This window comes from Mesorhizobium sp. ArgA1 (assembly GCF_053714375.1).
Genome location: NZ_JBSKBQ010000007.1, coordinates 147,107 through 173,517, shown reverse-complemented (window position 1 = coordinate 173,517; position 26,411 = coordinate 147,107). Strand labels below are relative to the sequence as shown.

Genomic DNA, 26,411 nt, shown 5'->3' with positions numbered 1-26,411 from the left:
ATCAGGAAGACACGAGCCGCATCATGAATTTGCAGAGCATGACCGGATTTGCACGCGCCGTCGGCGAGCACGACGGCGCCTCGATCGCCTGGGAGGTCAAGTCGGTCAACGGCAAGAGCGTCGAGGTCAGGCTGCGGCTGCCGCAAGGCTTTGAGCGGCTCGAGCCGGCTGTCCGGCAGACGCTGCAGAAGCGCTTCGCACGCGGCAATTTCCAGGCGACCCTGACCGTCGGCCGTGCCGCCGGTCAGCAGGTGCAGCCGGTGGTCAACGAAGTCTTCCTCCGGGATCTGGCCGGCTTGGCCAAGCGGCTGCAGGACCAGTTCGGTGTTGCCCCGGCGTCCGCCGACGGTCTGCTTTCTCTGCGCGGCGTGCTGGATATACCTGAAAGCAGCGAAACCGAGGAGGTGCGGGCAGCGCTCGACGCGGCAATCCTGTCAGCGCTCGAAACGGCGCTTGCCGGTCTCGAGCAGGCGCGCCAAAGCGAGGGTGAAGCGCTACGCTCCCTGCTTTCCGGTCACATCGACGGCATCGAGGCGCTGACGCTCAAGGCCGAGGCCGACCCGTCGCGCGACCCGGCGGCAATCCGCGAGCGGATCGCCGAACAGGTGCGGCTGCTGATGGATGCGTCGGCCAATCTCGATGCCGGCCGGCTGCACATGGAAGCGGCGTTCCTGGCCACCAAGGCCGACATCCGCGAAGAAATCGACCGACTGAAGACACATGTGGCGTCGGGCCGGGCGCTGCTGGCAAATGGCGGCGCCATCGGCCGCAAGCTCGATTTTCTGGCGCAGGAATTCAACCGCGAATCGAATACTCTGTGCTCGAAGTCGAACGCCGCCACTGTCACCGCCATCGGGCTGGAGCTCAAAGCGGTGGTCGACCAGTTTCGCGAACAGGTCCAGAATCTGGAGTAACCCAAAATGGGTGCCAAGGAGCCGATGGTTGCCAGGGATCTGGGGTCGCGCATTCGCCGACGCGGGCTGATGTTGGTCTTGTCGTCGCCGTCCGGCGCCGGCAAGTCGACGATCGCGCGCAACCTGCTGGAAAGCGATGGCAGCCTGGAACTTTCGGTCTCGGTCACCACCAGGCCACGCCGTGGCTCGGAGATCGAAGGCGTCCACTACCACTTCCGCACCATGCGCGAATTCGAGCGGCTGCGCGATTCCGACGCACTGCTCGAATGGGCCGAGGTGCATGGCAATTGCTATGCGACACCGCGTGAGCCGGCCGAACTGGCGTTGGCGCAAGGGCGCGACATGCTGTTCGACATCGACTGGCAAGGCGCCCAGCAGCTCAAGGAGAAGATGCGCGCCGACATCGTCTCGATCTTCATCCTGCCGCCGTCGATGAAGGAATTGAAGGCGCGGCTGAAGCGCCGCGCCGAGGACCAGGAACAGGTGATCGAGACCAGGCTGAAGAACGCCCGCAACGAGATCGAGCACTGGAAGGAATACGACTTCGTCATCGTCAACGACGATCTCGACCGCGCCTTCGCCGAAGTGCGCGGCATAGTCACTGCCGAGCGGCTGCGACGGGATAGGCGGCCGGGTTTGTTCGATTTCGTCTCGGGGCTGCTGGACGAGAAAACGCAGTAGGGTTTCTCCTTCTCGCCGTTCACGGGGAGAAGGAAAGCTACACCGCGTTCGTCAGCCGCACGAATTCCTCGACGCTGAGCGTCTCTGCGCGCCTTGTCGGATCTATGTCGGCACGCATCAGCAAGGCTTCGCCGCCGAGGCTCTTCACGCTCTGCCGCAGCATCTTTCGACGCTGGCCGAAAGCGGCTTCGGTGACGCGGCCGAGTTTTTTCACGTCCGTCGCCAGCGGGAGGGCGCGCGGCATCAGATTCACCACCGAGGACGTCACCTTGGGCGGCGGCGTGAAAGCTTGCGGCGGCACGTCGAAGACGATCCTGGCTTCGGTCCGCCAGCCGGCCAGAACGCCGAGCCGGCCATAGGCATCGCTGCCGGCGCCGGCGACGATGCGCTCGGCCACTTCGCGCTGGAACATCAGCGTCATCGATTGATAGAAGGGCGGCCAGTCCGCTACGGTCAGCCAGCGGATCAGAAGCTCGGTGCCGATATTGTAGGGCAGGTTGGCGGCTATCCTCACCGGGCCGCCGCCTTTCGCCGCGGCATTGGCAAGAGCGGCAAAATCCGTCTTCAGCGCGTCGCCGCCGATCACTTCGAGCCGGCCCGGATAGCGGTTGGAGACCTCGGCAAGCGCCGCCAGGCAGCGTTCGTCGCGTTCGATGGCAACGACGCGCTTTGCACCGGCAAGCAGCAGCGCCCGGGTCAATCCGCCGGGGCCGGGGCCGACCTCGATCACGGTGCTGCCGGAGAGGTCGCCGGCGGCGCGCGCGATCTTGCCGGTCAGATTGAGGTCGAGCAGGAAATTCTGGCCAAGCGCCTTCTTCGCCTGCAGCCCATGACGCTCGATCACCTCGCGCAGCGGCGGTAGCCCATCGATGCTCATGCGGCTGCGACCCTTGTGCCGGTATCGGCCAGCCGGCGGGCGAGCGTCAGCGCCGCGATCAGGCTGTCGGGACGTGCAATGCCCTTGCCGGCGATGTCGAAGGCAGTGCCGTGATCGGGCGACGTGCGGATGAACGGCAGGCCAAGCGTGACGTTGACCGCCTCGTCGAAGGCCAACGCCTTGGCCGGGATCAACGCCTGGTCGTGATACATGCAGATCGCCACGTCGTAGCCGGCGCGGGCGCGCGCATGAAACATCGTATCGGCCGGCAGCGGTCCGAGAGCGTCGATGCCTTGCGCGCGCAAGATGTCGACCGCCGGACGGATGATGCGCTCATCCTCCGTACCCATGGCGCCGCTTTCGCCGGCATGCGGATTGAGTCCGGCAAGCGCGAGCCTCGGCCTGGCGATGCCGAAGCGGCTTGCAAGATCGGCAGCGGTGATGCGCGAAGTCGCAACGATCAGCTCCGTTGTCAGCGCCTTCGGCACCTCGGCCAGCGCGATGTGGATGGTGACCGGAACGGTGCGCAATTCGGGGCCGGCCAGCAGCATCACCGGCGTCTCTACGCCACCGGTGTGGAGGGAGGCCAGATGCGCCAGATATTCGGTGTGGCCGGGAAAGCCGAAGCCGGCATCGTAAAGCGGCTTCTTGGCGATCGGGCAGGTGACGACCGCGGCCGCATCGCCGGCGAGGCAGTCGGCGACGGCGCGGTCGATGGCCTCGATAATGCCGGCGGCGTTGGTCGGGTCGGGCCGGCCGGGATCGTCGGTGAAGCGGGCCGCCAGCGGTACCACGGGCAATGCATGTTGAAAGACATCGGCGGCTTGTGCCGGCAGCGTCTCCGCGATTGCCACCTCGGCGCCGAGCCGCCGCGCCCGCGCGGCAATCAGCGCCGGATCGGCGAGAAGGTAGAAGGGCGCTGCCCCGGAATGGCGTGCCCTCTGCCAGGCGGCAATGGCGATTTCCGGTCCAATGCCGGACGGATCGCCGACGCTCAACGCCAGCGGAAGCTCTGTCTCACGCACGGCCAGGCCGGCTTCAGCGCGTGACGATCTTGGCTTTCGCCTTCAGCTCCTCGACATATTTGGCCGAGAGTTCGTCGGCGTTCTTGTCGCCGGTGCTTTCGCTCTGGAACACCATCTGGGCAGCCTTGTCGTCGGAAACCTCGCGTGACGAGCAGATTCCGATGAATTCGATGCCGCGATCGGTCTCGCGCACGGCCGTGGCACCGCCCAGCTTGGTGGCCTTGATCTGCTCGGCCCAGTCCGGCGGCAGTTGCGGCGCCAGCACCCGGGGGAGATCGCGAACGGTGACGTCGATGAGGCCCTTGGCGAATTCACGCGTGGTGGCGCAGCCGTTGAAGCGGGCGCGCATGGCCTCGGCCTCACGCTTGCGCTTGGCGAGTGTGGCGCTGCGCTCAGCCTTCGGCACCACGAAGATCACCTGCTGCAGCATGTACTCGGTGGCGCTCGGCTTGGCGCCGCCTTTTTCGAGCATGTGCTTGACCAGGTCCTGTTCGCTCGCCTGTCCGCCGCCGCTATAGCGTGCGCTCAGCGCCTGGTTCCACGCCATCTGGGCGCGGATGAATTCCTTGAAATGCTCCTTGGTTACGCCGGACTGCGCCATGACGCCGTCCAGTTGCTTGAGCTGCATCTTGTTGTTCGAGGCAAAGCGCTGATAGGCGGCCTCGACCTGGGCGTCGGTGATACGGATGCCGAGGCGCTTGGCCTCGGCCGTGCGCAGGGCCTGGTCGATCATTTCCTGGCCCGCGTCGCCCTTCTTGCGCTGCAGCTTCAGGAAGGCAGCCCGGTGCGCAATGTCGCCGGTGGTGATCGGCATGTTGTTGACGACATACTTGATTTCACTGGCGAAGGCCGGCGGCGCCATCAGGGTGACCGAGGCCGAGGTCGCCGCTATCAGGAGCGCGAATCCTGCCGAAAACAGGTATTTCCTCATCGAAAGCATCCCAATTCTAGCCCGGTTTTGGATGAGCGAATGCCGTGCCCGCTTTATGCGGCAAAACGATGTCGTCAGCCGGCTCTACTGGATGGAGTCGATCGAGCTTTGCGACGAACCGAAATCGCCGAGCGTGCGGAACGACAGGTTGAAGCCGACATTCTGCGACACTTCCTTGGTGATGAGGTCGCGCGATTCCGAGAACGTCATCAGGTAGGTGAAGCAGGAATCATTGTAGGCAAAGCCGACGCCGTCCTTGACCAGCACGCTTTGCTGCAGGTCGTAGGTGCCGGTGCCGAACACGCGCCAGTTCTCGGCTAGGTGCGTCGAGGCGCCGAGCGTCACTTCATGGCGATCGGTGGTGAAACCGTAAAGCGGCTGCGCCTGGATGAAGGCGTATTTGGCGCTCAGCGAAATCGGCAGGCCGGAATAGGCAGCCTTCACCTCGGCACGGCGAACTTCGAAGCTCTGCTCGTCGAAGCGGCCGCTGAACGAACCCGAGAAGCCGCTCGGGCTGCTGAAGCCGATGAGGCCGACATAATCGGAGGTCTCAGTTTCCAACCCCGAATCGGCACCCGCATTGACCAGATCCGGGGAATCGAACGAGTTGCGGCCGCCCAGCTGGTAGGATTGGCCGAAGATGGCGTTTGTGCCCCAGCCATTGTCGTAGGCGCCGGAGTAGCGGAACCCGACATTGGCGCGGGTGCCGCCTTCGACGCGGTCGTAGCCGGAGAACTTGTCGCGCTCAAACAGGGTCGTGGCGTCGAAGACGAAGCTCTGCGCATCCTCGTTGGGAACGGCGAGCCCGCCGACATATTGCTCGTTCGGGCGCACGAAGACTTGCGCCATCGGCTCGACGATGTGGCTGGAGCCGATCATCGAAAACAGCACCGGCCAGCGCATTTCGAGCCCGGCGGTCGCCATGAAGCGGGCGAACGAGGAGCGCATGTCGTCGTCAGCGTTGATCCTGGGATCGGTAGCCATCTGGTTGATGGCGGTGAGCGAAGCCGAGGATGCGTTGAGATAGTCGACGTCGCCCTGGAGAGCCAGAAGCGGCGTCAGCACCAGTCCGCCGTCAGTGGTGAAGCTGCGCTTCCACGCGGTCTCGGCGGTGAGGCGGCCGGATTCACCCTCGATGCCGCGCACACGCTGGACGCCCGGAGCATCGGGAGGGACGAAGAACGCCTCATCCAGCTTGTCGCGGCGGATGACCCGCGCATTGACGTTGAACGACAGTTGGCCGCCGGCCACTGACATGTCGGGAATGTAGGCATAATCGAGCGACGGCAGCACCCAGGGCTGCTTGTCGCTGCGCGCCGCAATGTTGCTGTCCAGCGTGTTTTCCTGAACCTGGAAGCGCATGGCGCGCACATCGAAATAATTGCGGTCGTTGAGGCCGGTCAGGTAGACCGAGGATTGATGGACGTAATCGTTGTAGCCGTCGATCGTATAGGTGCGCGAGAAATTCTTGTCGCTCTGCAGCAGGATGTCCCAGCCGAAGTCCCAGCGCGGATTGATGGCGAACTGGCCCTTGGTGCCCATCATGCCGCGGAACTTGTTGGGGTCGCCCGGTTCACCCGAGTTAACGTTGTGCCCGAAATCGTCGATGAATTCGTCCGGATTCTCCTGACGGATGCCGGCGATCTTCAGCGTGTACTGGCCATTGTTGAAGCGCTGGCGCCACTCGGCCTCGCCGAGGAAACCCTGCTTGGTATAGCCGCTGCCGGTGACGGTGAGGTCGTAGGTCGGCGACAAAGCGAAATAGTAAGGGACTTTGACGCCCACGCCCAGATCGGTGTTGTAGGCAATGCTGGGGATCAGGAAGCCGCTTTTGCGCTTGACCGTCGGATCGGCGATCTCGAATGCCGGCAGATAGGCCAGCGGGAAGCCGAAGAATTCGAAATTCGCGTTCTCGAAGCGAACCGTCTTCTTTTCGCCGTTCCAGATGATCTTCCTGGCTTTGACTCGCCAGGTCGGCGCCTTGTCCGGCTTGTCCTCGCAAGGCTCGCAGGCCGTATAGACGCCATTGTGGAACGTTGTCAGCACGCCGCCCATGCGCTCGGCGCTTTCGGCGGCGAAATAGGCCTTTTCGGGTGTTTCGACGCGCAGCGCATTGACGAAGCCGTCGGCGAAATCGTCGGTAATGTCGATGTGCTGCGAGTTGATCTTGGTGCCGTCGCTGTTGACGATCTCGACATTGCCGCTGGCGACGAGCCGCTTGGTGTTGCGATCATACACGACGCGCTGGGCGACGAGCTTGTTGCCGCCGTAGTCGATCTGGACGCCGCCGATGGCGGTGACCGTCTGGTTGTCGTTGTTATAGACGAGCGTGTCGGCCGCCAGCAGCATCTGGGTGCCGGAGGGAACCTTCGTTGCCACGTCGGTGACGTCCTGCGCCAGCGCTGGAGCCATGGGCACACCGCAAGCGAGCAGACATGCCAAGGCGCTCGCCGAATAAAGGCGCGCCAAACCGGCCTGCCTATGGCTGCGCAAAGCCGCTTCCCTCACTAGCCGTCTTCCTTGTATAGCAGGAATGTCACCCCAAAGAACATAGCCACGACAACCGGAACCCATGCAGCCACGGCTGTGGGCACGAATCCCGCCACGCCGAATGCCTTGACCAATACCGAAACGACATAAAGCAGAAAGCCGGCGAGGACGCCACCCAGAATCATCGTTGCCGACTGCCCCATCCTCGCAAATCGCATTGAAACTGTTGCCGCAATCAGCGTCATGGCCACAAGCAGAAACGGTAACGCCACGAGCGAATCGAACTGCATGGCGAAGGCATTTGCCTTGAGGCCGAAGGAGCGGGCAACCTCAATCTTGCCGGGAAGCTCGTAAAACGGAATGGTTTCGGGGCGCGCCAGCCGTTCCTGCACGAACTCCGGCTTGAGGTTGGTCGGCAACTGGTCGGTCGCTTCCGAGCGGATGTTGCCGTCCTTGAACACCTTGACGTCCTGCAATTCCCAGTAGCCGTCACGCAGGAAAGCCCGCACAGCGTCCTTGCGCTCGACGATATTGCCTTGCGGATCGAGAACGAAGAACACAGCGTCGGCCATCTCCAGGCCCTGGTTGAGGATGGCGCGGGCGCCGATGATGGTGTCACCGGAACTGGTTTTCTGGCGGATCCACGGCGTGGCATCGGCCGCCACCGCGTTCGAATTGCCGGACCGCAACTGGTTTTCCATCTGCTCCGACCAGGAAAAGCCGTGCGCCGCGATCGGATTGAGCACGCCGACCGACAGGGCGCCGAATAACAACGCACCGATGCAGCAGGGCAACAGGAACTGCCAGGCCGACACGCCGGCCGAACGCGCAATCACCAGCTCGTATTTGCGGTTGAGCGAGACCAGCGTCGCCATCGCCGAAAACAGGCCGACAAACGGAACCGTCTGCAGCATGATCATCGGCATCCTCAGCGCCGAGATGGCGACCGCCGTACCGTAGGTGAAGCCCGGCAGGCCTGTGATGCGGCCGGACAGTTCGGTGAAGTCGATCAGGAACACCAGCGCCAGAAGGCCGATAAAGAACCAGATCGTGATCGACACGTAGCGAAAGAAGAAGTAGCGGCCCAAGGTCCAGCCCATCGTCAGGCTCCCTGGCCGGATGTGTAGCGCCGGCTCAGGCGCAGCTTGAGCGCGGTCCAGCCATCGCTGACTCGGCCGGCGAGAGTCGTCAGCCAGTCGGCCCAGGTGCCGGGCAGTTCCATGCTGCGCGAGGTGACGATGAACCAGATGGCGACCGCCGAGGCCACGATCGGCACGCCATAGACCATGTATGCATATTGCGGGACCTTGTCGGCTTTCCCGGCGGCAAAAAAGCCCAGCCAGCGTACGAACAGCGCAATGGCAATGGCTGTGATCAGCGGATGGATACGCGCCTCGCGGTGCGAGCGCGCATCGCCTGCCACGGCCAGAGCGATCAGCGCGAACACCAGCGAGTATGACCATTCGGAAAAGCGCTGGTCGAGCTCGGCCTTGTAGGCGCCGGGCCGGCGCTGGAAGATTTTGTCGTTGGGGTCCGGGTTGAGCAGGTACTGCGTCGTTCGGTCCTTGGGCAGGAGCAGGATGTCGTTCGCTGCCGACATGAAGGCGGACAGATCGAAGGCGTAGGAGGTGAAGCGGATGACCGACAGGTCGCCGGTCAGCGACTTGCGATGAATGACGCCGTCATTCATCATCAGCACCTTCTCGTCACCCTTTTCGACGATGCTGCCGCTCTTGGCATAATAGATCAGATTGGCGCCTTCCTCGCGCGAATCGGCGACGAAGATGCCGCCAAGCCGGTTGTCCGGCAGCCGCTCGCCGACCTGCAGGAACAGCCCGTCGTCGATCTTGCGGAAGGTGCCTTCCTGGATGATCAGCGACAAAAGATCGGCGCGCGAGGATGCGATCAGCTGGCGGTTCTTCTGCCTGGCATAGGGTTCGACGCCATTGTCGACAGCGAACGAAAAGACGCTGGCCGCCAGCGCGATCAGCAGGACCGGCCGCACGATCGTCCAGCGCGAGGCGCCGGCGGCGTTGATGACGGCCAGTTCCGAATCGGAGTTCATGACGCTGAGCGTCTGGGCAACCGCCACCACCAGGGCGAACGGCACCACGATCGGGATGATGGAGGGGATGATCAGGGCCGCGACCTCGAAGAAAGTCAGCGCCGATTGACCGTTGTCGGTGACGAGGTCGATGCGGGCGAGCACCTGCGTCGTCCAGACAATGGCCAGCGTCCAGATCAGCGCAGCGAGAAACACCGCCAGCGCGCGACGCATGATGTAGCGTTCAACGACCTTCATGTAAGGCTTTTCTCGATTTGCCGAACGGCATCATGCCCGCAGACAAGGTAGTCGTCCGGCTGCGCCTGTACAACTGGGTGTGTTTGGCCATTTCCTTCAGGCGGATCGATCCGATTTCCGTCCCACATCGCCCGTCCCGCGGGCCGGAGTGTCGGCGGCAATGGATAAGAAAGCGAGAACATCGATGGTTAACAACAGGTTGCGGCAGGAAAGCGGGGCCGTGCCGCGACGAATCGTCATCGATTCCACAGCGCATATGGGCCCCGATTCCGGCAAAGTCTTGCCAAATGAAGGAAAACGACCAAATGTCGCGCATCTTCCCTGAAAATCCGAGCCGTTTCCGAAAGCAGGACCTGATGACTTTGAGACCGTTGATCGCCTTCGCCAAATTTGCCGCGCCCAAAAAGGGCAGCGTCTTCGTGCTGGCGGCCGACGATGGCGGTCTTGGCGAGCCGGCAAAGGCTTGCGATCCGGACGCAACGCTGGCGCGGGCGTTTCCGGTGGCGGATTTTTCCGGAAAATTCGCCAGCGTGGTCGAAGTGCTGGCGCCGCAGGGGACATCGCTCGACCGGCTGTTGGCGGTCGGCACCGGCAAACTCTCCAGCCTCGATGACTTTGCCTGGCTGAAGCTTGGCGGCACCATTGCCGCATCCCTGCGCAAGGCGACCGAAGTGGCCGTCATTCTCGATGTACCGGGCGCAAAAATCGGCGGCAGGCAAGCGGCGAACCTTGCCGCCGGCATCATCCTGCGCAGCTACTCCTTCGACAAATACAAAACCAGGAAGGACAAGGAAGACGCCGAGCCGAAGAAGCCGATCAAGGTGACCATCCACACTGCGGATCCGGCCGCCGCGAAAAAGGCGTTCACCGACGAAGTGGCTGTCATCGACGGCGTGCTTCTCGCGCGCGACCTGGTCAACGAACCCGCCAATGCGCTCGGCCCGGTCGAATTCGCCGCCCGCGCCAAGGAACTGGAAGCGCTCGGCGTCGAGGTAGAGATCCTCACCGAGAAGGAAATGAAGAAGCTCGGCATGGGCTCGCTGCTCGGTGTCGCGCAGGGCTCGCCGCGCGGCGCCCGCATGGCCGTCATGCAATGGAAGGGCGGCAAGGCCAAGGACGCACCCGTCGCCTTCGTCGGCAAGGGCGTCACCTTCGACACTGGCGGCAATTCCATGAAGCCGGCCTCCGGCATGGAGGACATGAAGGGCGACATGGGCGGTGCCGCGGCCGTCATCGGGCTCATCCAGGCGCTGGCCGCGCGCAAGGCCAAAGCCAATGTTGTCGGCATCATAGGGCTGGCGGAAAATGCCGTCGACGGCCACGCCCAGCGCCCGGGCGACATCGTCACCTCGATGTCGGGCCAGACCATCGAAGTGCTCAACACCGATGCTGAAGGCCGCCTCGTGCTGGCCGATGCGCTGTGGTATTGCAACGACCGCTTCCAGCCGAAATTCATGGTCAATCTGGCGACGCTGACCGGCGCCATCATGGTCGCGCTCGGCCAGCACTATGCCGGCCTGTTTTCCAACAATGACGAACTGTCGGACAGGTTGACGGCGGCCGGCCAGGCGACACAGGAGCGGCTGTGGCGCATGCCGCTCGGCGCCGAATACGACAAGCTGATCGATTCCAAGAACGCTGACATGAAAAACATCGGCGGCCGTTATGGCGGCGCCATCATCGCCGCGCAGTTCCTGCAGCGCTTCGTCAAGGAAACGCCGTGGGCGCATCTCGACATCGCCGGCACCGCGATGGGCTCGCCGCCGAGCGAGATCAACCAGTCGTGGGGCTCGGGTTTCGGCGTCAGGCTGCTCGATCGCCTGGTGCGCGACAATTACGAGGGATAAAGCCTTTCCAGCCATGGCCGATGTCCTGTTTTATCACCTGACCGAATCGACGCTTGAGGATGCGCTGCCCGGCCTGCTCGAGCGCAGCGTCGATCGCGGCTGGCGCGCCGTGGTGCAAACCGGCACCGAAGAGCGGCGCGACGCGCTCGACCAGCATTTGTGGACATTCAGGGACGATTCGTTCCTGGCGCATGCGACCGACCGCGAAGCCTATCCGGCCGAGCAGCCGATCCTCCTGACCACGAGCGAGGCCAATCCCAACCAGGCGCAGATACGCTTCCTCGTCGATGGCGCAGCACCCGCGGATCTCGCCGGCTACGAACGCGCCGTGTTCCTGTTCGACGGCCATGACGCGGCGCAGGTCGAAGGCGCCCGCGCGCATTGGAAAACGTTGAAAGAGGCCGGCCACGCCGTGACCTACTGGCAGCAGACGCCCGACCGGCGCTGGGAGCGCAAGGCGTAGGGAGGTCAGCTGTCGCTGATTGTAACCTTGTTTATTTTAGTGCCTTGCGGAAGATCCTTCACCTGCCGGTGAATCTGGCCTGCGATATGAACCTTCACCACGAAAAACGTGGTTTCCATCTCGCGGACGTTCATTTCGCCACCGAGCACTGGCGGCTTTTTAAAATCATAGCATTGGCCAGCTGCGGGAATTAGTCCGTTCTTTTGGGCGGCAATGACAAGACCCGCCAACAGCAGTTCATCGCGGCGCGTTTCGTTCTGTAGGATGGCCTGAAATTCCGCCCAGTTTCTGGCGACTCTGCCCAATTGTCCGTCAAGCATGTCGAGATGGTGAATTGACCCATCGCGGGCACGGAAAAATATGTCACCGAAGGTCGAAACCACGGCAGGTTCCAACCCATCCAGCCCGATCCATTTCCAGCCATCCAGAGCCTCCGCAACATCCTCGGCGGATGGTTCGATAAACAGGAATTGAAGTTCACCCGGCCATTCGGCCCTGACCAAGCCTTTTGTGTTGGCTTCAATTGTTTCGCCGCTCGTCTTCGCCTCAGTTTTGGATCCGCCGAAAATTGATGAAACAAAGCGGGAAAAAGAACTGGCCATAGCTGCCTCCGTGCCGAGCCTATACTTGCACGAGACTCCGGTCAAAATTCAATATGTATTTCCATATTTCCCGCGCATTCGTCTTGTTCCGATGATGGCCATAACGCTGGATCCGTCTTATGGATTAGGCAGATGCAGGCTCATTTGGCGGGCTGAGAATGCGGGTCAAGATCATCGGAACCGGTCGGGCCGTGCCGGCCCAATGCGTGACGTCGCGTTCTCTCGACGCACGGCTGGGGCTTGGCGATGGCCATATCGAAGCCGCCACCGGCGTCGTCGAACGCTATGTCTGCGAAGCGGAATCGCAAGTCGACCTCGCCAGCACTGCGGCGCGGCTGGCACTTGCAGATGCCGGGCTTGAAGCCGGCAGCGTCGATCTGGTCATCGGCGGCTGCGGTGTGCCTTACCAGCCGCTGCCGGCGACCGCACCGCTGGTCATGCAGCGCCTGGGCGTGGCGGATGGATCGGCCGCCGCCTTCGACGTCAACAGCACCTGCCTCGGCTTCCTCACCGCCTTCGAGACCGCATCGCGCCTGATCGAGGCAGGGCAATGCCGGACCGCGCTGGTGTTTTCCTCGGAGATCGCCTCGCGTGCCCTGCCGTGGCAGGACCAACCGGACATCGCGGCGCTGTTCGGCGACGGTGCGGCGGCCGCCGTCCTGCAACTGGCCGCACCCGGCGAGGGCAGGGTGGCCGCCAATTTGATGCGCACTTACCCTTCCGCCTATGAGGCCTGCGGCATCGGCTCCGGCGGCACGCGTTTCGACTTTCATCGCCAGCCGGAGGAATTCGCCCGCCACAGCCTGTTTCACATGGACGGCAGGGAACTGTTCCGCGTCACCTCGCGCCATTTCAGCGGATTCGTAGCCGAGTTGCTCGATCGAGCCGGCTGGCGGCGCGACGATGTCGATGTCGTCGTGCCACATCAGGCAAGTCCGTTTGCGCTCGCCCATATGGCGCGCCAGACCGGTTTTGCACCGGAGAAACTCGTCAATATCGCGGCCAATTTTGGCAACCAGATCGCGGCGTCCATTCCGTTCGCGCTCGATGTCGCGCGCTGTGAGCGACGCATTGCGCCAGGCGCCAAAGTGCTGTTCCTCGGCACCTCGGCCGGCGTATCGCTCGGCGGCATGGCGCTGGAAGCCTGACCGTGGGGCGCGTGCTCGTCACCGGCGCCAGCGGCTTCCTCGGGGCACAGGTCATGGCGCGGCTGGCGGCATTGGGCACACCGGCGCTCGGCACCGGCCGCGACACCGGACGTTGCGCTGCGCTCGAAGCCGTCGGCCATCGGGTCGTTCGGCTCGATCTGTCCCAACCATTCGACGCTGCTGCCGAACGCGCTCTCGGAACCGTCGATGCGATCGTCCATTGCGCTGCCCTTTCAGCGCCCTTCGGCAGGCTAGCGGACTTCGAGACGGCCAATGTCACGGCAACGCGCAACCTCGCCGATTTCGCCCGCCGGAAAGGCGTAAGCCGCTTCGTCCATATCTCCAGCCCGACGGTTTGTTTCGCCTATCGCGACCAGCTCGGCGTCAGCGAAGATGCTGCTTTGCCCCCTCCGGTCAACCACTATGCCCGCACCAAGCGGCAGGGCGAGGAGATCGTGCTAGCGGTGCCCGAAATCGGCCCGGTGGTGCTGCGTCCGCGCGGCATCTATGGCGTCGGCGACCGCACATTGCTGCCGCGCCTGCTGCAGGTGGCGCGGCAGCGCCCGCTGCCGCTGTTTCGCGATGGTCGGGCGCGCATCGATCTCACTTACATCGAGGACGTCGTCGACGCGGTGCTTGCCGCACTGTCTGCCGGTAGTGCCGCCGAGGGTCAGATTTTCAACATCTCCGGCGGCGAGGTGGTGCCGGTGCGCCGCATTAGCGAGGCGGCCTGCGCCCGCGCGGGCGTGCGGGCGCGCTGGCGCAAAATGCCGCTTTTGCCCGCAATGCTGGCAGCCGGGCTGGCGGAGACGGTGGCTGAGCTTCTGCCCGGCCCGCCTGAACCGCCGGTGACGCGCTACGGTCTCGGCTTGTTCGCCTATGCGCAGAGCCTGGACATTGCCAAGGCCGGCTGCATCCTCGGCTGGGTGCCGAAAGTGTCGTTCGAGGAAGGGCTCGACCGCACATTCGGCAAGGCGACGGAGGGGGCTGCGTGAAGATCGTCTTCGCCAACAGTGCCTGGGTCAATGCGGCCGAGCGCCTGGTCCTGCGAGGCGGGAGCTGGACGAGCGTGCGGCTCAGGGTCCGCTATGGGTTGATCCTGCATCCGCAGGCCGGCCCCGTGTTGATCGACACCGGCTATACGCCGCATGTCACCCAAGGCAATGCGCGCAGCATGGCGCTTCGTATCTACAGTGCAGTCCTGAAACCGGAACTCAACCAAACCGAACAACCGCAGCCGCTGCTGGCGCGCTTCGGCCTGTCGCTGGAAGATGTGCGCACGGTCATCGTCACCCACTTCCATGCCGACCACATGTCGGGCCTGTCGCTGTTCCCCCACGCCCGCTTCATCGCCAATGACGCCGCCTGGGCGAGGGTCAGGGCCAAGACAGCTCGGCAGAATCTGCGCCATGGCGTGTTCAAGGAACTGTTTCCCACTGATTTCGAGACCCGGCTCGACCGGCTGTCGTCGAAGCGGCGAATCGAGCCGCGCGACGGCGTGCCCGGTGGCGCCGACCTGTTCGGAGACGGTAGCGTCGTCGCCGTCGATCTGCCCGGCCATGCCGATGGCCAGTTCGGCCTGCTGTTCCCCGATCTGGAGCGGCCGCTGCTCTACGCCGTCGATGCGCAATGGTTGATCAGGGCTCTGGTCGAAAACCGGACGCCCGGTCTTCCGGCTACCCTGCTGGCCAAAGATGCCGCCGCGCTCGAGCCAACCAGCGCGATGGTGCGCCGGTTTCTGGCGACCGGCGGCGAGGTCGTGCTTTGCCATGACGCGGCGAAGACGGCCTATGACCTGGATGGAGAAGGCGCATGAACGGGCCGGCCGAGGCGATCGGCTCATTCGCGCTGACGCAATGGGTCTCGCGCAAGGGCCGAGAGAGTTTCGAGCGCTGGCAGGCTCAAGCCTTGCGCCGCTTTCTCGATCGCGACCTGCCGCGTGCGCTGTTCTACGGCAAGGCGCCGCTCCATCTCGGCGACCTGCCGGTGACGGACAAGGCGACGCTGATGGCCAATTTCGAGCGCTTCAACATCCACGGCATCTCGGCCGCCGAAGCCTGGAAAGCTCAAGGTGGCGATGGCCGCATCGGCGATCAGACTGTCGGCGCCAGCACCGGCACGTCGGGCAATCGCGGCCTGTTCGTCATTTCGGAAGCGGAAAAATACCGCTGGCTGGGCACGATCCTGGCCAAGGCGGCCGCCGATCTTCTGTTGCGCGGCATGCGCGTCGCCGTCGTCCTGCCGCAAAACACCGGGCTTTACGATAGTGCCCGCAAATCGCGCTTGGTCAAGCTCGCCTTCTTCGACCTGACGCGCGGCCCGGAGAATTGGCGCGCGGCGCTCGAGGATTTTGCGCCGAGGGTGATCATCGCGCCGCCGAAAATGCTGCGATATTTTGCGGCCGAGAATTTTCGGCTGAAACCGCAGCGTGTGTTTTCAGCTGCCGAAACGCTCGATCCCATTGACCGGCCAGTTATCGAAAAATTCTTCGGCCGCCCGCTCGATCAGATCTACATGGCGACGGAAGGGCTGTTCGCCGTCACGTGCCGAAAGGGCGGGCTGCATCTGGCCGAGGATTCGGTGTACTTCGAGTTCCAACCGGCCGGCGACGGCCTGGTCATGCCACTCGTCACCGCCTTTCGCCGCCAAACCCAGATCATGGCGCGCTACCGGATGAATGATCTGTTGCGGCTTTCGCAAACACCATGCCGCTGCGGTTCGCCGCTGCGCAGCGTGGATGAGATCGTCGGCCGCATGGACGATGCCTTCCGGCTCGCCTCGCCGCACGGGAAGATTCTTGTGACGCCCGACATATTGCGCAATGCTGTGTTGAAGGCCGACCGGCGCATCGACGATTTCCGCCTGGTCCAGACCGCGCCTGACGCGATCGAACTCAGTCTCGAGCCCAAGCTTGCCGACGAAGCCGCTGCTGCCGCGCATCAGGCGGTGCGCACGCTGCTGGCGGCCCGCCAGGCGACAGCAACGGTCAGTCTTGCGCGCAGAGACCTGCCGCTGGAGACAGCCCGCAAGCTGCGCCGCGTCGAATGCCGGGTGCCGCTGTGAACGGGCCTGCCGCATTGCCACTCGGTCAACTGGACCAGGTTGAGAACAACCCGCGCGAGGTCGAAGCCTTCGTGCGGCTTTTCAACGAAGTGCCGGTGCGCGACCTCGTCCGCAATTTGACTGTGAAGGTCGAGGCTTTCGAGATCGCCGGCCGTTCCTTCCCGCTGACGCTGAACGACGCTGAGGGAGCGCCCAACTGCTATATCTGCTGCCCGTCCAGCGCCTATATCGACTACGCCATCGACGAGACCCGCAATTTCGTCTCATCGCCCTTGTTGCAAAAGGCAATCCGGGTGCTGATCGGCCTGTGCGCACCGCTGGTACGGGCCAGCGGCCTCGACCATCAGGTGCAGGTCAACAACTGGCTCTATTCGACCAATCCCGTGCCGCAGCTCGACCGCAAGGCGATCTCGGCGATCCGCGACGATCTCACGACGCGTTTTCCCGATCGCTCCATTGTCATCCGCTCGCTGAACGAGACCGCCGATCCCTGGACCATCGCGGCGCTGAAGCAGGAAGGGTTTCGCCTGCTGGCAGCGCGGCAGGTCTACATTTTTGCCGGCCGCGGTTCCGCCATGTCCAATGATATGAAGCGCGACCGCAAGCGGCTGCGCACGACGCCTTTCGAGACGGTCGGCAATGCCGATTTCACCGAGGCCGACTATGCCCGCTGCGAGGCGCTCTACCGGATGCTCTATCTCGACAAATACACGCCGCTGAACCCACACTATACCGCCCGCTATATCGGCGAGATGCACCGTCGCGGCGTCCTCAAGCTGGCGGGTCTGCGCCGTCCCGGCGGGGAACTGGTCGCAGTCACCGCGCTGTCGAAGAACGGCAGGACATTGACGCAGCCCATCGTCGGCTATGACACCGGCCTGCCTGTGAGCGAAGGTCTCTACCGCATGATGATGGCGCTGGCGCAGGACCATGCCATGGCGCACGGCCTGTTCTTCAATATGAGCGCCGGTGCCGCCGCCTTCAAACGCTTGCGCGGCGCGGTGGCGACAGTCGAATACAACGCCGTCTATGTCGGCCATCTGCCGCGCCACCAACGCGTGGCGGTGCGGATCATGGAAACCGTTCTGGCGCGGATAGGCATTCCCCTGCTCAGGAGATTCGAACTTTGAGCGAAACCCGGCAACAGGACAAAGACTATTGGCAGGCGGTGATGCGGTCCGCCGATATCAAAGCCAAGCCGAAGCGCATCCTGTTCGACGGCGCGCCGCTGGTTCTGTTCCGCTCGGCGCAGGGAATAGCAGCGCTGTTCGACCGCTGCGCCCACCGGCTGGTCGAACTGTCGACCGGCAAGGTCGTCGGCGGTGAGATCGAATGCCCCTATCATGGCTGGCGCTACAATGGCGGGGGACGCTGCACCGCCATTCCCGGCCATGTCGGAGATATCCCGCACTACCGTGTCCGCCGCTACAGCGCCATCGAGCGCGACGGCGTCGTCTTCGTGTCGTCGGGCACACCCGAGGCCGAGCCCTATCTCCACTGCATGCAAGGCCAGGATGTCGTCGTGAAGCGTGTGCGCAGTTCGGCGCAATCGAGCGTGCTCGACGCGGCCGAGAACATTCTCGACGCCACCCACACCCACTTCACCCACAAAGGTGTGCTGCGCGGTCTCACCGCAAAGCGCCATCTCGTGCGCGTCGAGGTGACCGGCGGCGAGGGCTGGGTCGAAAGCTGCTACACCGGCGAGGATCGCCAGCAAGGGCTGGTTAGTCGGCTTCTGGAAGGCGAACGCGCCAGAACCATCGGCCGCTACCGTCATCCCGGCATCGTCGAACTGGAATATTGGGGCAAGGGCGGTCTGGCGCTGGCGACGACCTTCCATTTGCGTCAGGCCGACGAACGGACCGTCGAAGGCGTCGGCTGGCTCATCGGCCCGCGCCAGGGCCTGTTCGGCGAGCTCAAGGCGCTGGCCTTCCGGCCGCTCTTTGCCTTCGCGCTGCAGCAGGACCGGCGCGTGCTGAAATCGGCAAGCGACAATGCCCGCATCCCGCCGCAAGTGCTGCCGGCGATCGGCCCGCTGGATTTCCTGCGCCGCGACATATCGGCAATCATGGCAGGCAAGATGCCGCCGGCCGCAGCGGAGCCAAGGGTGTATCAGATCGAACTGTAAGAAACTGCGAGATCTCTTCTACGTCTGATCCGGCCCATTCCACTCGATGTCGCGCGTCGACGCGGCCTGCATGCTGATGCGCTGGCGCAGTGCTGTGCCGGCGATCTCGGCTAGTGCGCGCCATTGCGCTTTGTGGGGCGCGAGGTCGCCCGGCCAGTCGAGCAATTCGTCGGCCTCGCGCATGGTTTGGCGGAAGCGGCCAAGACCACCCGATCGCAGCGCCGCCGGCAATCCATAGATCCACATCGCCAGCCGCACCGTTTGCGGCGCCGTCACATCGGGTTTCACCTCGGCGCCGTCGTCCAGCACGGCATCCGCAAATCGCTGCGGATCGCGAAAGAAATGCAAGCCGCTCACGGCGCGGGGATTGCACTCCAGCGGCAGTACCGTTCCGTCCTTCTCGCGCATCAGGTCGAAGGAGATCTGGCCGGTCCAACTGGTGCCGGCGACGAAGGTTTCGACAAAGCGACGGGCAGCCGCATCCTCGACCGGCTCGAAACAGATGCCGGCACCCTCGCCGGCGCGGTAGAGCGAACGATAGGGCGCCAGCGCCTTGAGCTTGCCGTCCAGCGCCACCGCATAGGCACTGATCTCGTCGCCGGCGATGAAGCGCTGCGCCACCCACGGGGCGGCAGGTGAGGGGCGGACGGCGTCGAGTTCGCCTGGCGATGGTCGCAGCAGCACGTGTCTGGCGAAGCGCGACCATACCGGTTTGAACACCAACTCGCGCGAACGCTCGCCCACACCCGCCAGATCGGCGTCGCTCTGCAGCAGCGTTGTCTCCGGCGCGTCAAGGCCGAGGCTTTGCGCCAGCCGGATGAAGGCATGCTTGTCGTGAACACGGGAAAGCATCGCCATATCGGGCGCGAACAGGCGGGCCGGCATGGCGCGGTCGCGCCAGAGCTGGCCGAGATAAAACACTTCCTCGCAAGTCGGGATAACGAGTTCGATGCCTTCGGCGCGGACAAGCGCTTCCATGGCCTTGCAATAGTCGTCGCCAGCAAAGCGTGGCGCCGGCAGGCGATGGTAGGCGGCGCATGCCGTGCTCGCCGCGGCGATCGGCCGGGCAGGGCTGTCGGCGAGGATCACCCGCCGTCCGGCACCGTGCAGCAGCCGCGCCAGATGCAGCGCCGCCGGCGCGCGGGCGCCCGTGACCAGCACTGTGCTACCTGCCATCGAAGATCTGCATCAAGCCCGCCCGTCCATCGCGACTCTCCCACTCAGGCTTGCGCGAAATCGGCGGTGTTGACAACGTCCCGATGCAATTGGCGCGATGTGGAGCACGCCGCCATCGAAGCCGCCGACATGGCACGTCGATGACGCATCATGCCGGCTGTGTGCTGGCCAAATCGGCGCTACTCGCCGCCCATCTCTTTCTTGAACGTGTCGAAATCGACCTGCATGCCGTTGAAGATGGTGCTCCAGTGGCGGGTCAGAGCCGCCATCGCAACCGCCTCCTGGATTTCCTCGTCGGTCGCGCCGGCACGCTTGGCGTCCCGGGTGTCCGCCCAGACGCAGTAATTGCACGGGATCTGTGCCGCCACCGCCAACGAGATCAGCGACTTGACCTTCGGCGGCAGCGCCGTCTTGTCGCTGAGCTCGATAGCCTTGACCTCGGCCCATGCACCGGGCAGACCAGCCTTCGGGAATTGCTTCACGAAGCTCGGTACGCCGCCCATAGTCGACTGGATGTCGTTGATGGTCGCATCATAGTCATCGGCGTGGGCCGGGGCGGCGAGCGTCAAGGTCAGCGCGCAAGCAGCGGCCGCGAGCAGCGACGGAACGCGGGAATGGCTCGATGAAAGCGTGGCAAACATGTTTTTCTCCTCTGGTGTTCGTTAGCCTTACGGTGTAAGGTCGTGCGGACCGTGAACCTTACAGTGTAAGTTGTCAAGCAGCGCCATGGACTCACCGATCAAAAAAACGCGAACACGTGGCCGGCTCTCCCGACAGATGATCGAGGATGCCGCCTTCGAGGTGATTGAGCGGGAAGGGCTTGCCGGTTTTTCGATGCGCAAGCTCGCTGCCGCGCTCGGCTGCGAGGCGATGAGCATCTATCATCACTTCCCCTCGCTGGCGCATCTGCACGAAGCGCTGGTCGACCGGCTGGTCGGTGCGCTCGAAATCCCCGACGCCGGCCTGCCGTGGCGGCAAAGGATGCGCATGGCCATGCAGGATTTCCGCCGCGTCGGCCGCGAGCATCCGGCGTTTGCGCCGTTCCTCGTTACCTACCGGATGAATTCGCCAACCTGCCTTGCCTGGCTAAACAGCGTTATCGGTCTGTTCGAAGCCGGCGGCTTCGGCACCGAGTTGGGGGCGCGGTTATTCCGCACTGCCGGATACTACCTTATGGGCGCCATCCTCGACGAGACATCAGGCTATGCTACGGGTCCGTCCGCGGTCAGCACGGTCAGCGACGAGCAACTGGCGCGCGATTTTCCCAAAGTCATGGCCGCCGGACGCTATTTCGGCACCGCCGAATTCGACGCGACATTCGAGCTCGGCCTCGACATGCTGCTGGATGAGATGGAACGCCTGCGCGACAGCGCCAACACAAGGTAGGCAAGGCGCGTCCGAAAGGCGCCGGCCAATCCAGATTTCGCGAGCCGTTACATCAGCGATGCGGTTGCCAGACGGCTGCCAACGACGTTCGGCTTCTGGTCGCCGACATACTCGACGTGCGTGTCCACCAGACGGTCGCTGTCGATCCCGGCCGCGGTCAAGATATCCTCGATCGCCTTCGCGCGCTGCTTGGCCAGTTCCTTGTTCGTCTTTGCGGCGTTGGCTCCGGTGAATTCCGCAGCCGCAAAAGCCGTCAGTTCGACATTGCAACGTGAGTCTCGGATGCTGGCGGCGAACTTCTCAAGGTCAGCCTTGATCCGCGGTGAAATCACGTAGGACTGGCTGTAGAAAAACAGGTCGACCTGCACAGGGCTGCGCTTCTCATATTGCCGGCACGATATTCCTTGCTTTGGCAGCGTGTACAGTATCGCGCTCCGCGCCGTATTGGTATTGGCGGCGCCGTCATCAACCCAATGCGAAAGCGCCAGCACCATTTCGGGCTTGACGCCTTGCGCCTTGAGAAAATCGCCGGTTGCATCGAGCCTGCGACCAGCGATGTCGTAGGCTTTGTTGTAGTTGCCTTCCTTGCTCGCCGTTGCGTAGAGCCGGTAGCCGCAATCGTTCCCAGCATCCTTTATGAAGGCCGCCAAGGCCTTCGCGGATTCTTCGGATATCGTGCCGACGCCCTTATTGAACAGGACGCGGTATGAGTTCCACTGGACGCATTTCGGCCCCACGTCGCGTTCCTGGGCGATCGCACCGAAAAATACTGCGCTGCCGACAAGGATAATAAGGGCCAGAACAAGACTGAATGACTTCTTCATCTTCTTGGCACCTCCTGGACTTGCTCAGTTTAGTATCGCATTCAGTGCTTCGACAAGGTAACGTTCTCGCGACCGACGACGCCTGCATGTCAGTCCCACAGCAACAACAACTTGCGCCAGAAAGCATTGGACGGCATCGGCTTCGACCCGCGCGGCAATCGGATTGCCAGATAGATCGTCAGCCACTTGCGATCTATCTCCCGGATCGAAACTTTCAAGTCATGCAGTTCGAAAGGTCTCGAAACGCGCGTCCATCCGGAGAAGGACAAGGCGCCGACAGGAGCATCGTGTTTCCACACGAGTTTTTCTTCCTGCCTGCCCAGCGCCATGGCGAACTCGAACGGGGATGCGTCATCGTGAGCGATCTCCACCGTCGCGATGACACTTCTGGCAAAGGCCGGGAAAGCCGAATTGAGGGCGGCAACAACCGGGCCATGCGTGTTCGGCCGCAGGAATATGCCGCCATTGTCAGCGGCGATGAGCAGCGTCGGCAGCTCGGACGGATAGTTGGTCACAAGCGTCGCACGCTTCAGTTCATCATTGGTCATTCGACGCGTGCGTTGGCGCTGTTGCGGTGCGTTGAGGCGCGGGCGCCTCGCATCGGTCGAAACGACATGGCGTATCTGGACGCTCGAAAAGCCGCCGAGGACGCGCGCGTCCGGGCGGCTGCCGCCGCATTTGACTGCAAACAACAAATCGCGTCGGCCGGTTGATGGCGAACTAACGGTCGCCGTTATCTCACGCGCCTCGTGCCGTCGGCTTACATCAGCCCAACCGCTCCCGCTCCCTTCCTCAAGCAGCTGCGCGAGATCGCTTGTGGTCTGGTTTTCTGCGTCCACGATCGCGAGCTGAAACTGCGCAGAGCCCGTCAGCTCCTCGTCGAGGTAAACCCAACAACTCGCGCCTATGGCGCCCGGCGGGCAGGCGCCTTTCAGCACAGCCATGGTGACATTGCTGCCCTTGGCTTCGAGGAACAATTGGTCCGGCGATTGTTCGACATAGCTCAGCAGGTCCGGATCGGCATCCGGATACGAACTGACATGAGCCAGGCGCATGGGCTCGGCGGAAAGATACTGCTCGCGGTAAAGGGAGGAATGCAGCTCCGGCACGGTCTCTTCGGTCGCCGCGTTGAGTATTTCGACCACACCCAGGGCGAAGTCGGTTCGCCCGGCATGGGCGAGAAGCGAAATTGCGGTATCAGCCCTGCCTTCGCGTGCCGCGATCTCGGCCAGCAACTGCATTGCGTCCGGGGTATTGGCGGGACCCGTACTCAACCTGAGATACCGCTCGTCGTTGACGCGCAGTTCCAAATTCCAGAGGTTGAGCTCCTTCTCATGATTGTCGGTGTTCGAGCTGATGCCGAGCTGCACGAACATGTCCGTTTTCGCGAATCTATGCTTTCGAAAGACAGCGATGATCGGCTTGCGGTTCCTCAGCCACTCGGCATTGCGATTCATCCCCGTCGGTGCCGACCGGTACCAATAGAGCGGCTCCGGGACGGGGACGATCTCCAGACCTGCCAGGTCTGCGCGAAGGAAAAACTCCCAATCGCTTGCGGAAAACCCCCGCTCTTCGTTCAGGTAACCTATCTTGTCGAACACCTCACGCCGGAACATCGCATTGGCATCGCCATACGGATTGTTGAGCAAGGCGATGTCCGTAGGTCCGCCGACCGGAAAGTAAAGCATGTAGCCGCTCTTGGTGTCCGGCGGCACGAAGGGCTCGTTGAGCCACTTGGCGAAGGTTGTGCAGATGTCGGCGCCGGAGTTTTGCATGCCGGCGACGAACGTACTGACGGCGTTTGGGAACAGAACGTTGTCGTCGTCCAGGAACAGGATCAGCGAACCCTTGGCGGCGCGGATTCCCGTGTTGCGCGCCTTGCCGAGAAAGCCGTTCTTCTGCCGGATGATCCGCCAGCCTCGCTGCTCGAACTCCGGTTCGAGCTCCGCCAACAGATTAATTGCATCGGGATCGGTGCTGCCGTCATCGACGACGATCAATTCGATGTTGGGATAGTCCTGGCGTCGAACCGAGGCAATCGCCTGCGGCAACAGGCGCGCCCGGTTGTAGTGCGCCGTTATGATCGAAACGAGCGGTGGCCGGCTCCGGCTGCGGCTGGAGACCTTAGCGGGATCACCGGCGAATATTGCGTGCAGCCTGCTCCAGGCTTTCTCGCGCGCTTCCCGTTTTTGCAGGGGCTTTGCCGGACCGAACGATCGGCTTTCCAACGCAGACGCAATCTTGGCCGCGATTGCGGAAGCTGACGCCGCCATCAGGACGGCATCAGCTGACTTCGGATGGAGCACGTCACGAATGCTGCCGACATCCGTGGCGACGAACGGAATCTCTTCGTCGAGGCACGTCATCACTTCCAGCGGGAGCTGAGCCGCCGAGTGCGTCATCGCCACCAGAGCATGACTCTGCCGCAGGTATCTGTAGATATCAGGCTCATCTCGAATGGGCAGGAGCTTCAATTTGAACGGCCATTGCCGTGCACGCCGAACGATCATGCCGCCCGAATGCTCGCCCAGGACATGACCAAACGCGCCGACAACCGTCACTGTCAGATCGGTGACACCGCTGTCGGCCAGACGATCGAGCGCATCGCAGAACAGCGTCAGGCCATCACGCGCCTCGGTGCCTGAGAAATGAACCACTTCGGCGGCGGGCCGCTCCCGCGGCCTGTAGTGATCGACAGCGAAGTTCGAACGCCACTCCTCCGGCTCCAAGGGCGCAGCAATGTGACGGCTGGTGGGCAGCTTCCATGCCGCCTTGGCCATCCAGTCGAGCAGCGACTGGCCAGCGATGACAAGGTGGTCGCACGTCTCGGCCGACATCTTTTCCATGTGTGCGACGGTCATCTGCTCTTTTCGTTCGACCGCCCGGGAATTGGCTTCCAGCTTCCACATAAGCGGCTCATGCGCGAGCACGACGATCGCAGGAGGGTCGGGAAAGACGCCTGTGCGCTTCGCAAGGGCAGAGAAATGCGCCAGTCCGCCTTCAAGTGCAAAATAGACGACGTCGAATGCATTCTGCTTGAGGTAGTGGTAGACGGCCAATGAGTTCTTGTCGCTGGAATCCATGCCGCGCAGCAACTCGGGCGACTGCGGCAACAATTCGAGCCGCACAAGGAAATTGTCGAAGCACCATTTGCCCAGCCTGGCGATTTCCTGATCATCGGGCTGGCTGCCGAGCGGGCTCGGCGCCCAAAGCAGGGTCACGGTGTCACCGGTTCCCGCCAGATGCTGCGCCAGCGCGTAGGTCACCGACCCGTGATCGCCAGTCACCGTCGAGCCGAACTCAACCTCCGAAACGACACACACATTGCGAGGCTTCTGGCTTGCCTGTCGCTTGCCCCTAGGCATAGCGCCTGCCTTGGAACCAACGCTCAACGAGTCCCCCCTTGTCAGTCCGCTTCGTTCGAAACAGTCTTGCCAACAGTTGGATAATACTTTGATAATCGTCTCGCGGGCACCTGCCTTTCGCGCAAACTGGTTTGATGACGTTCGGATGGTTGAACTTCGATCCCCAAAACATCTCGCGCGACTGGACGACCGGCCGATCGACGTGAGCGATGGCGAGATCTTGTGCTTTGTCGGGCTGCGCAACGAAGCGAAGCTGCTAGCGCAACTTCTCGACCATTACCGCGGCCTTGGCGTCGATCGGTTTTTCTTCCTGGACAATGGTTCCACGGACGGGACGCGCGAACTGATCCTAGAGCAGCCGGACAGCCACTGCTTCCACACGGAAGGATCGCATTTCGCTGAAAACATCGATCCGCCGCGATGGATCAACACGCTCATGAATGTGTTCGGCACCGGCCATTGGTGCCTTTCGATCGACGCTGACGAGCTTCTCGTCTATCCCGATTTTGAACGGGTCAACCTGGGGCAGCTTTGCAGCTATCTCGATTCGACCGGCGCGGACGCCGTGATAGGCTCGATGATCGACATGTATGCCGACGGCCCGTTGGCCGAATACAGCTATGACGGCACGATCTCGCTTGTTGAAGCTTCACCCTACTTCGACCCGGAGCCAGGGTGGCTGCGCGCCCGCGACGGAATGTATCCACCGGAGCAGATGTTCGGTGGCGTGAGGGAACGGGTCTTCTGGCACGGCCGGTTCAAGCAAACCTTTCCCCCGTGCTTGACAAAGGTGCCGATCGTAAAATGGGGGCGGGGCACGCACTATCACGTCGCACAGCACACAATCAGCAAGGTGCGGTTCAGCGAACTCCGCGTCGCATTGCTGCACTTCAAATTCGTCTGGGGCTTCCGCCAGAAATCGGCGTCGTCTCTGAGTGAAAATGCGCAACTCAAGGAAAAGACGCTCGAAGAGCGCGCCGCCTACATGGAAGCCCTGGAGCGCGATCCAAAACTGGCGCTCCGAAACCAGAGGTCTGTCCGCTATCGCGGTGACGCCGCGCAACTCGTGGAGCTTGGTTGGATGAAAACCTCGGAGCGCTATGCCGGATTCGTATCAACCGTGGCCACATCGCATCAGCGCAGTGACAAGGCCACCTGATGTGCCCGAATTGTTGAAGTGAAAAATCCG

23 protein-coding genes are annotated in these 26,411 nt (G+C 63.0%); 12 read left to right on the top strand and 11 right to left on the bottom strand.

All coding sequences use genetic code 11. From position 1 onward, the window contains the following. Window positions 1-23 precede the first annotated feature (23 nt). Complete coding sequence (locus tag ACWGTI_RS17855; RefSeq protein WP_454588333.1) at window positions 24-914, top strand: YicC/YloC family endoribonuclease; 891 nt, start codon at window positions 24-26, stop codon at window positions 912-914. Between the two features lie 6 nt (window positions 915-920). Beyond that, window positions 921-1,595, top strand: a complete 675-nt coding sequence (gmk, locus tag ACWGTI_RS17850) for a guanylate kinase (RefSeq protein ID WP_454577104.1) — start codon at window positions 921-923, stop codon at window positions 1,593-1,595. 37 nt (window positions 1,596-1,632) lie between these two features. Here gmk and rsmA read toward each other — a convergent pair whose 3' ends face one another. The 6 genes from rsmA to lptF form a co-directional block, all read right to left on the bottom strand. Then, window positions 1,633-2,472, bottom strand: a complete 840-nt coding sequence (gene rsmA, locus ACWGTI_RS17845) for a 16S rRNA (adenine(1518)-N(6)/adenine(1519)-N(6))-dimethyltransferase RsmA (RefSeq protein WP_454588332.1) — start codon at window positions 2,470-2,472, stop codon at window positions 1,633-1,635. Further along, window positions 2,469-3,497 (bottom strand): 4-hydroxythreonine-4-phosphate dehydrogenase PdxA, encoded by a 1,029-nt coding sequence (gene pdxA, locus ACWGTI_RS17840; protein ID WP_454588331.1) that lies wholly within the window; start codon window positions 3,495-3,497, stop codon window positions 2,469-2,471. The genes rsmA and pdxA overlap by 4 nt, the downstream gene beginning before the upstream one ends. A 13-nt stretch (window positions 3,498-3,510) precedes the next feature. Next, complete coding sequence (locus ACWGTI_RS17835; RefSeq protein ID WP_454588330.1) at window positions 3,511-4,437, bottom strand: peptidylprolyl isomerase; 927 nt, start codon at window positions 4,435-4,437, stop codon at window positions 3,511-3,513. A gap of 75 nt (window positions 4,438-4,512) precedes the next feature. After that, window positions 4,513-6,936: an LPS-assembly protein LptD gene (locus tag ACWGTI_RS17830; RefSeq protein WP_454588329.1), complete on the bottom strand. Its 2,424-nt coding sequence runs from the start codon at window positions 6,934-6,936 to the stop codon at window positions 4,513-4,515. Next, complete coding sequence (gene lptG, locus ACWGTI_RS17825) at window positions 6,936-8,018, bottom strand: LPS export ABC transporter permease LptG (RefSeq protein WP_454588328.1); 1,083 nt, start codon at window positions 8,016-8,018, stop codon at window positions 6,936-6,938. The genes ACWGTI_RS17830 and lptG overlap by 1 nt, the downstream gene beginning before the upstream one ends. 2 nt (window positions 8,019-8,020) lie before the next feature. Then, window positions 8,021-9,220 carry an LPS export ABC transporter permease LptF gene (gene lptF, locus ACWGTI_RS17820; RefSeq protein WP_454588327.1) on the bottom strand — a complete coding sequence of 400 codons (1,200 nt, stop codon included), beginning with the start codon at window positions 9,218-9,220 and terminating at the stop codon, window positions 8,021-8,023. Window positions 9,221-9,576: 356 nt separating this feature from the next. Here lptF and ACWGTI_RS17815 point away from each other — a divergent pair, with 356 nt between their 5' ends. Both ACWGTI_RS17815 and ACWGTI_RS17810 read left to right on the top strand, forming a co-directional pair. Then, a complete protein-coding gene (locus ACWGTI_RS17815) occupies window positions 9,577-11,067 on the top strand; it encodes a leucyl aminopeptidase (RefSeq protein ID WP_454588410.1) in 1,491 nt (496 codons plus the stop codon). A 13-nt stretch (window positions 11,068-11,080) separates the two neighbouring features. Further along, on the top strand, window positions 11,081-11,530 hold the full coding sequence (locus ACWGTI_RS17810; RefSeq protein WP_454588326.1) for a DNA polymerase III subunit chi: 450 nt from the start codon (window positions 11,081-11,083) through the stop codon (window positions 11,528-11,530). Window positions 11,531-11,535: 5 nt separating this feature from the next. On the opposite strand, the gene ACWGTI_RS17805 is transcribed toward ACWGTI_RS17810, so the two are convergent. Then, window positions 11,536-12,132 (bottom strand): T6SS immunity protein Tdi1 domain-containing protein, encoded by a 597-nt coding sequence (locus ACWGTI_RS17805; protein ID WP_454588325.1) that lies wholly within the window; start codon window positions 12,130-12,132, stop codon window positions 11,536-11,538. 158 nt (window positions 12,133-12,290) lie between these two features. On the opposite strand from ACWGTI_RS17805, the gene ACWGTI_RS17800 reads away from it, so the two are divergent. Genes ACWGTI_RS17800 through ACWGTI_RS17775 form a run of 6 tightly spaced genes read left to right on the top strand, consistent with a single transcriptional unit; the run spans window position 12,291 to window position 18,471 of the window. Continuing rightward, a complete protein-coding gene (locus ACWGTI_RS17800; RefSeq protein ID WP_454588324.1) occupies window positions 12,291-13,280 on the top strand; it encodes a 3-oxoacyl-ACP synthase III family protein in 990 nt (329 codons plus the stop codon). 2 nt (window positions 13,281-13,282) lie between these two features. After that, window positions 13,283-14,275, top strand: a complete 993-nt coding sequence (locus ACWGTI_RS17795) for an NAD-dependent epimerase/dehydratase family protein (RefSeq protein ID WP_454588323.1) — start codon at window positions 13,283-13,285, stop codon at window positions 14,273-14,275. After that, window positions 14,272-15,096: an MBL fold metallo-hydrolase gene (locus ACWGTI_RS17790; RefSeq protein ID WP_454588322.1), complete on the top strand. Its 825-nt coding sequence runs from the start codon at window positions 14,272-14,274 to the stop codon at window positions 15,094-15,096. Before ACWGTI_RS17795 ends, ACWGTI_RS17790 begins: the two co-directional genes overlap by 4 nt. Continuing rightward, the gene (locus tag ACWGTI_RS17785) at window positions 15,093-16,343 is read left to right on the top strand and encodes a F390 synthetase-related protein (RefSeq protein ID WP_454588321.1); all 1,251 of its coding nucleotides are present in this window, start codon (window positions 15,093-15,095) and stop codon (window positions 16,341-16,343) included. Before ACWGTI_RS17790 ends, ACWGTI_RS17785 begins: the two co-directional genes overlap by 4 nt. Then, window positions 16,340-17,473, top strand: coding sequence for a GNAT family N-acetyltransferase (locus ACWGTI_RS17780; RefSeq protein ID WP_454588320.1), 1,134 nt, complete (start codon window positions 16,340-16,342; stop codon window positions 17,471-17,473). Before ACWGTI_RS17785 ends, ACWGTI_RS17780 begins: the two co-directional genes overlap by 4 nt. Beyond that, window positions 17,470-18,471 carry a Rieske 2Fe-2S domain-containing protein gene (locus ACWGTI_RS17775; protein ID WP_454588319.1) on the top strand — a complete coding sequence of 334 codons (1,002 nt, stop codon included), beginning with the start codon at window positions 17,470-17,472 and terminating at the stop codon, window positions 18,469-18,471. The genes ACWGTI_RS17780 and ACWGTI_RS17775 overlap by 4 nt, the downstream gene beginning before the upstream one ends. An 18-nt stretch (window positions 18,472-18,489) precedes the next feature. Here ACWGTI_RS17775 and ACWGTI_RS17770 read toward each other — a convergent pair whose 3' ends face one another. Beyond that, a complete protein-coding gene (locus ACWGTI_RS17770) occupies window positions 18,490-19,647 on the bottom strand; it encodes a hypothetical protein (RefSeq protein WP_454588318.1) in 1,158 nt (385 codons plus the stop codon). Window positions 19,648-19,826: 179 nt separating this feature from the next. After that, window positions 19,827-20,288: a carboxymuconolactone decarboxylase family protein gene (locus ACWGTI_RS17765; protein WP_454588317.1), complete on the bottom strand. Its 462-nt coding sequence runs from the start codon at window positions 20,286-20,288 to the stop codon at window positions 19,827-19,829. 85 nt (window positions 20,289-20,373) lie between these two features. On the opposite strand from ACWGTI_RS17765, the gene ACWGTI_RS17760 reads away from it, so the two are divergent. Next, entirely contained in the window at window positions 20,374-21,033 is a 660-nt protein-coding gene (locus tag ACWGTI_RS17760; protein WP_454588316.1) for a TetR/AcrR family transcriptional regulator, read from the top strand. Window positions 21,034-21,080: 47 nt separating this feature from the next. On the opposite strand, the gene ACWGTI_RS17755 is transcribed toward ACWGTI_RS17760, so the two are convergent. Both ACWGTI_RS17755 and ACWGTI_RS17750 read right to left on the bottom strand, forming a co-directional pair. Then, the gene (locus ACWGTI_RS17755; protein ID WP_454588315.1) at window positions 21,081-21,857 is read right to left on the bottom strand and encodes an OmpA family protein; all 777 of its coding nucleotides are present in this window, start codon (window positions 21,855-21,857) and stop codon (window positions 21,081-21,083) included. A gap of 89 nt (window positions 21,858-21,946) precedes the next feature. Beyond that, window positions 21,947-24,985 carry a DUF6212 domain-containing protein gene (locus tag ACWGTI_RS17750; RefSeq protein ID WP_454588314.1) on the bottom strand — a complete coding sequence of 1,013 codons (3,039 nt, stop codon included), beginning with the start codon at window positions 24,983-24,985 and terminating at the stop codon, window positions 21,947-21,949. A 382-nt stretch (window positions 24,986-25,367) separates the two neighbouring features. Between ACWGTI_RS17750 and ACWGTI_RS17745 the strand changes: the two genes are divergently transcribed. Continuing rightward, the gene (locus ACWGTI_RS17745) at window positions 25,368-26,381 is read left to right on the top strand and encodes a glycosyltransferase family 2 protein (protein ID WP_454588313.1); all 1,014 of its coding nucleotides are present in this window, start codon (window positions 25,368-25,370) and stop codon (window positions 26,379-26,381) included. Window positions 26,382-26,411 lie beyond the last annotated feature (30 nt).

Excerpts from the sequence above, each read along its gene's own strand:
- ACWGTI_RS17855 (WP_454588333.1), top strand. The coding sequence starts at position 24 with ATGAATTTGCAGAGCATGACCGGATTTGCACGCGCCGTCGGCGAGCAC.
- gmk (WP_454577104.1), top strand. The coding sequence starts at position 921 with ATGGGTGCCAAGGAGCCGATGGTTGCCAGGGATCTGGGGTCGCGCATT.
- rsmA (WP_454588332.1), bottom strand. The coding sequence starts at position 2,472 with ATGAGCATCGATGGGCTACCGCCGCTGCGCGAGGTGATCGAGCGTCAT.
- ACWGTI_RS17835 (WP_454588330.1), bottom strand. The coding sequence starts at position 4,437 with ATGCTTTCGATGAGGAAATACCTGTTTTCGGCAGGATTCGCGCTCCTG.
- lptG (WP_454588328.1), bottom strand. The coding sequence starts at position 8,018 with ATGGGCTGGACCTTGGGCCGCTACTTCTTCTTTCGCTACGTGTCGATC.
- lptF (WP_454588327.1), bottom strand. The coding sequence starts at position 9,220 with ATGAAGGTCGTTGAACGCTACATCATGCGTCGCGCGCTGGCGGTGTTT.
- ACWGTI_RS17815 (WP_454588410.1), top strand. The coding sequence starts at position 9,577 with ATGACTTTGAGACCGTTGATCGCCTTCGCCAAATTTGCCGCGCCCAAA.
- ACWGTI_RS17810 (WP_454588326.1), top strand. The coding sequence starts at position 11,081 with ATGGCCGATGTCCTGTTTTATCACCTGACCGAATCGACGCTTGAGGAT.
- ACWGTI_RS17805 (WP_454588325.1), bottom strand. The coding sequence starts at position 12,132 with ATGGCCAGTTCTTTTTCCCGCTTTGTTTCATCAATTTTCGGCGGATCC.
- ACWGTI_RS17800 (WP_454588324.1), top strand. The coding sequence starts at position 12,291 with ATGCGGGTCAAGATCATCGGAACCGGTCGGGCCGTGCCGGCCCAATGC.
- ACWGTI_RS17785 (WP_454588321.1), top strand. The coding sequence starts at position 15,093 with ATGAACGGGCCGGCCGAGGCGATCGGCTCATTCGCGCTGACGCAATGG.
- ACWGTI_RS17770 (WP_454588318.1), bottom strand. The coding sequence starts at position 19,647 with ATGGCAGGTAGCACAGTGCTGGTCACGGGCGCCCGCGCGCCGGCGGCG.
- ACWGTI_RS17765 (WP_454588317.1), bottom strand. The coding sequence starts at position 20,288 with ATGTTTGCCACGCTTTCATCGAGCCATTCCCGCGTTCCGTCGCTGCTC.
- ACWGTI_RS17760 (WP_454588316.1), top strand. The coding sequence starts at position 20,374 with ATGGACTCACCGATCAAAAAAACGCGAACACGTGGCCGGCTCTCCCGA.
- ACWGTI_RS17755 (WP_454588315.1), bottom strand. The coding sequence starts at position 21,857 with ATGAAGAAGTCATTCAGTCTTGTTCTGGCCCTTATTATCCTTGTCGGC.
- ACWGTI_RS17745 (WP_454588313.1), top strand. The coding sequence starts at position 25,368 with ATGGTTGAACTTCGATCCCCAAAACATCTCGCGCGACTGGACGACCGG.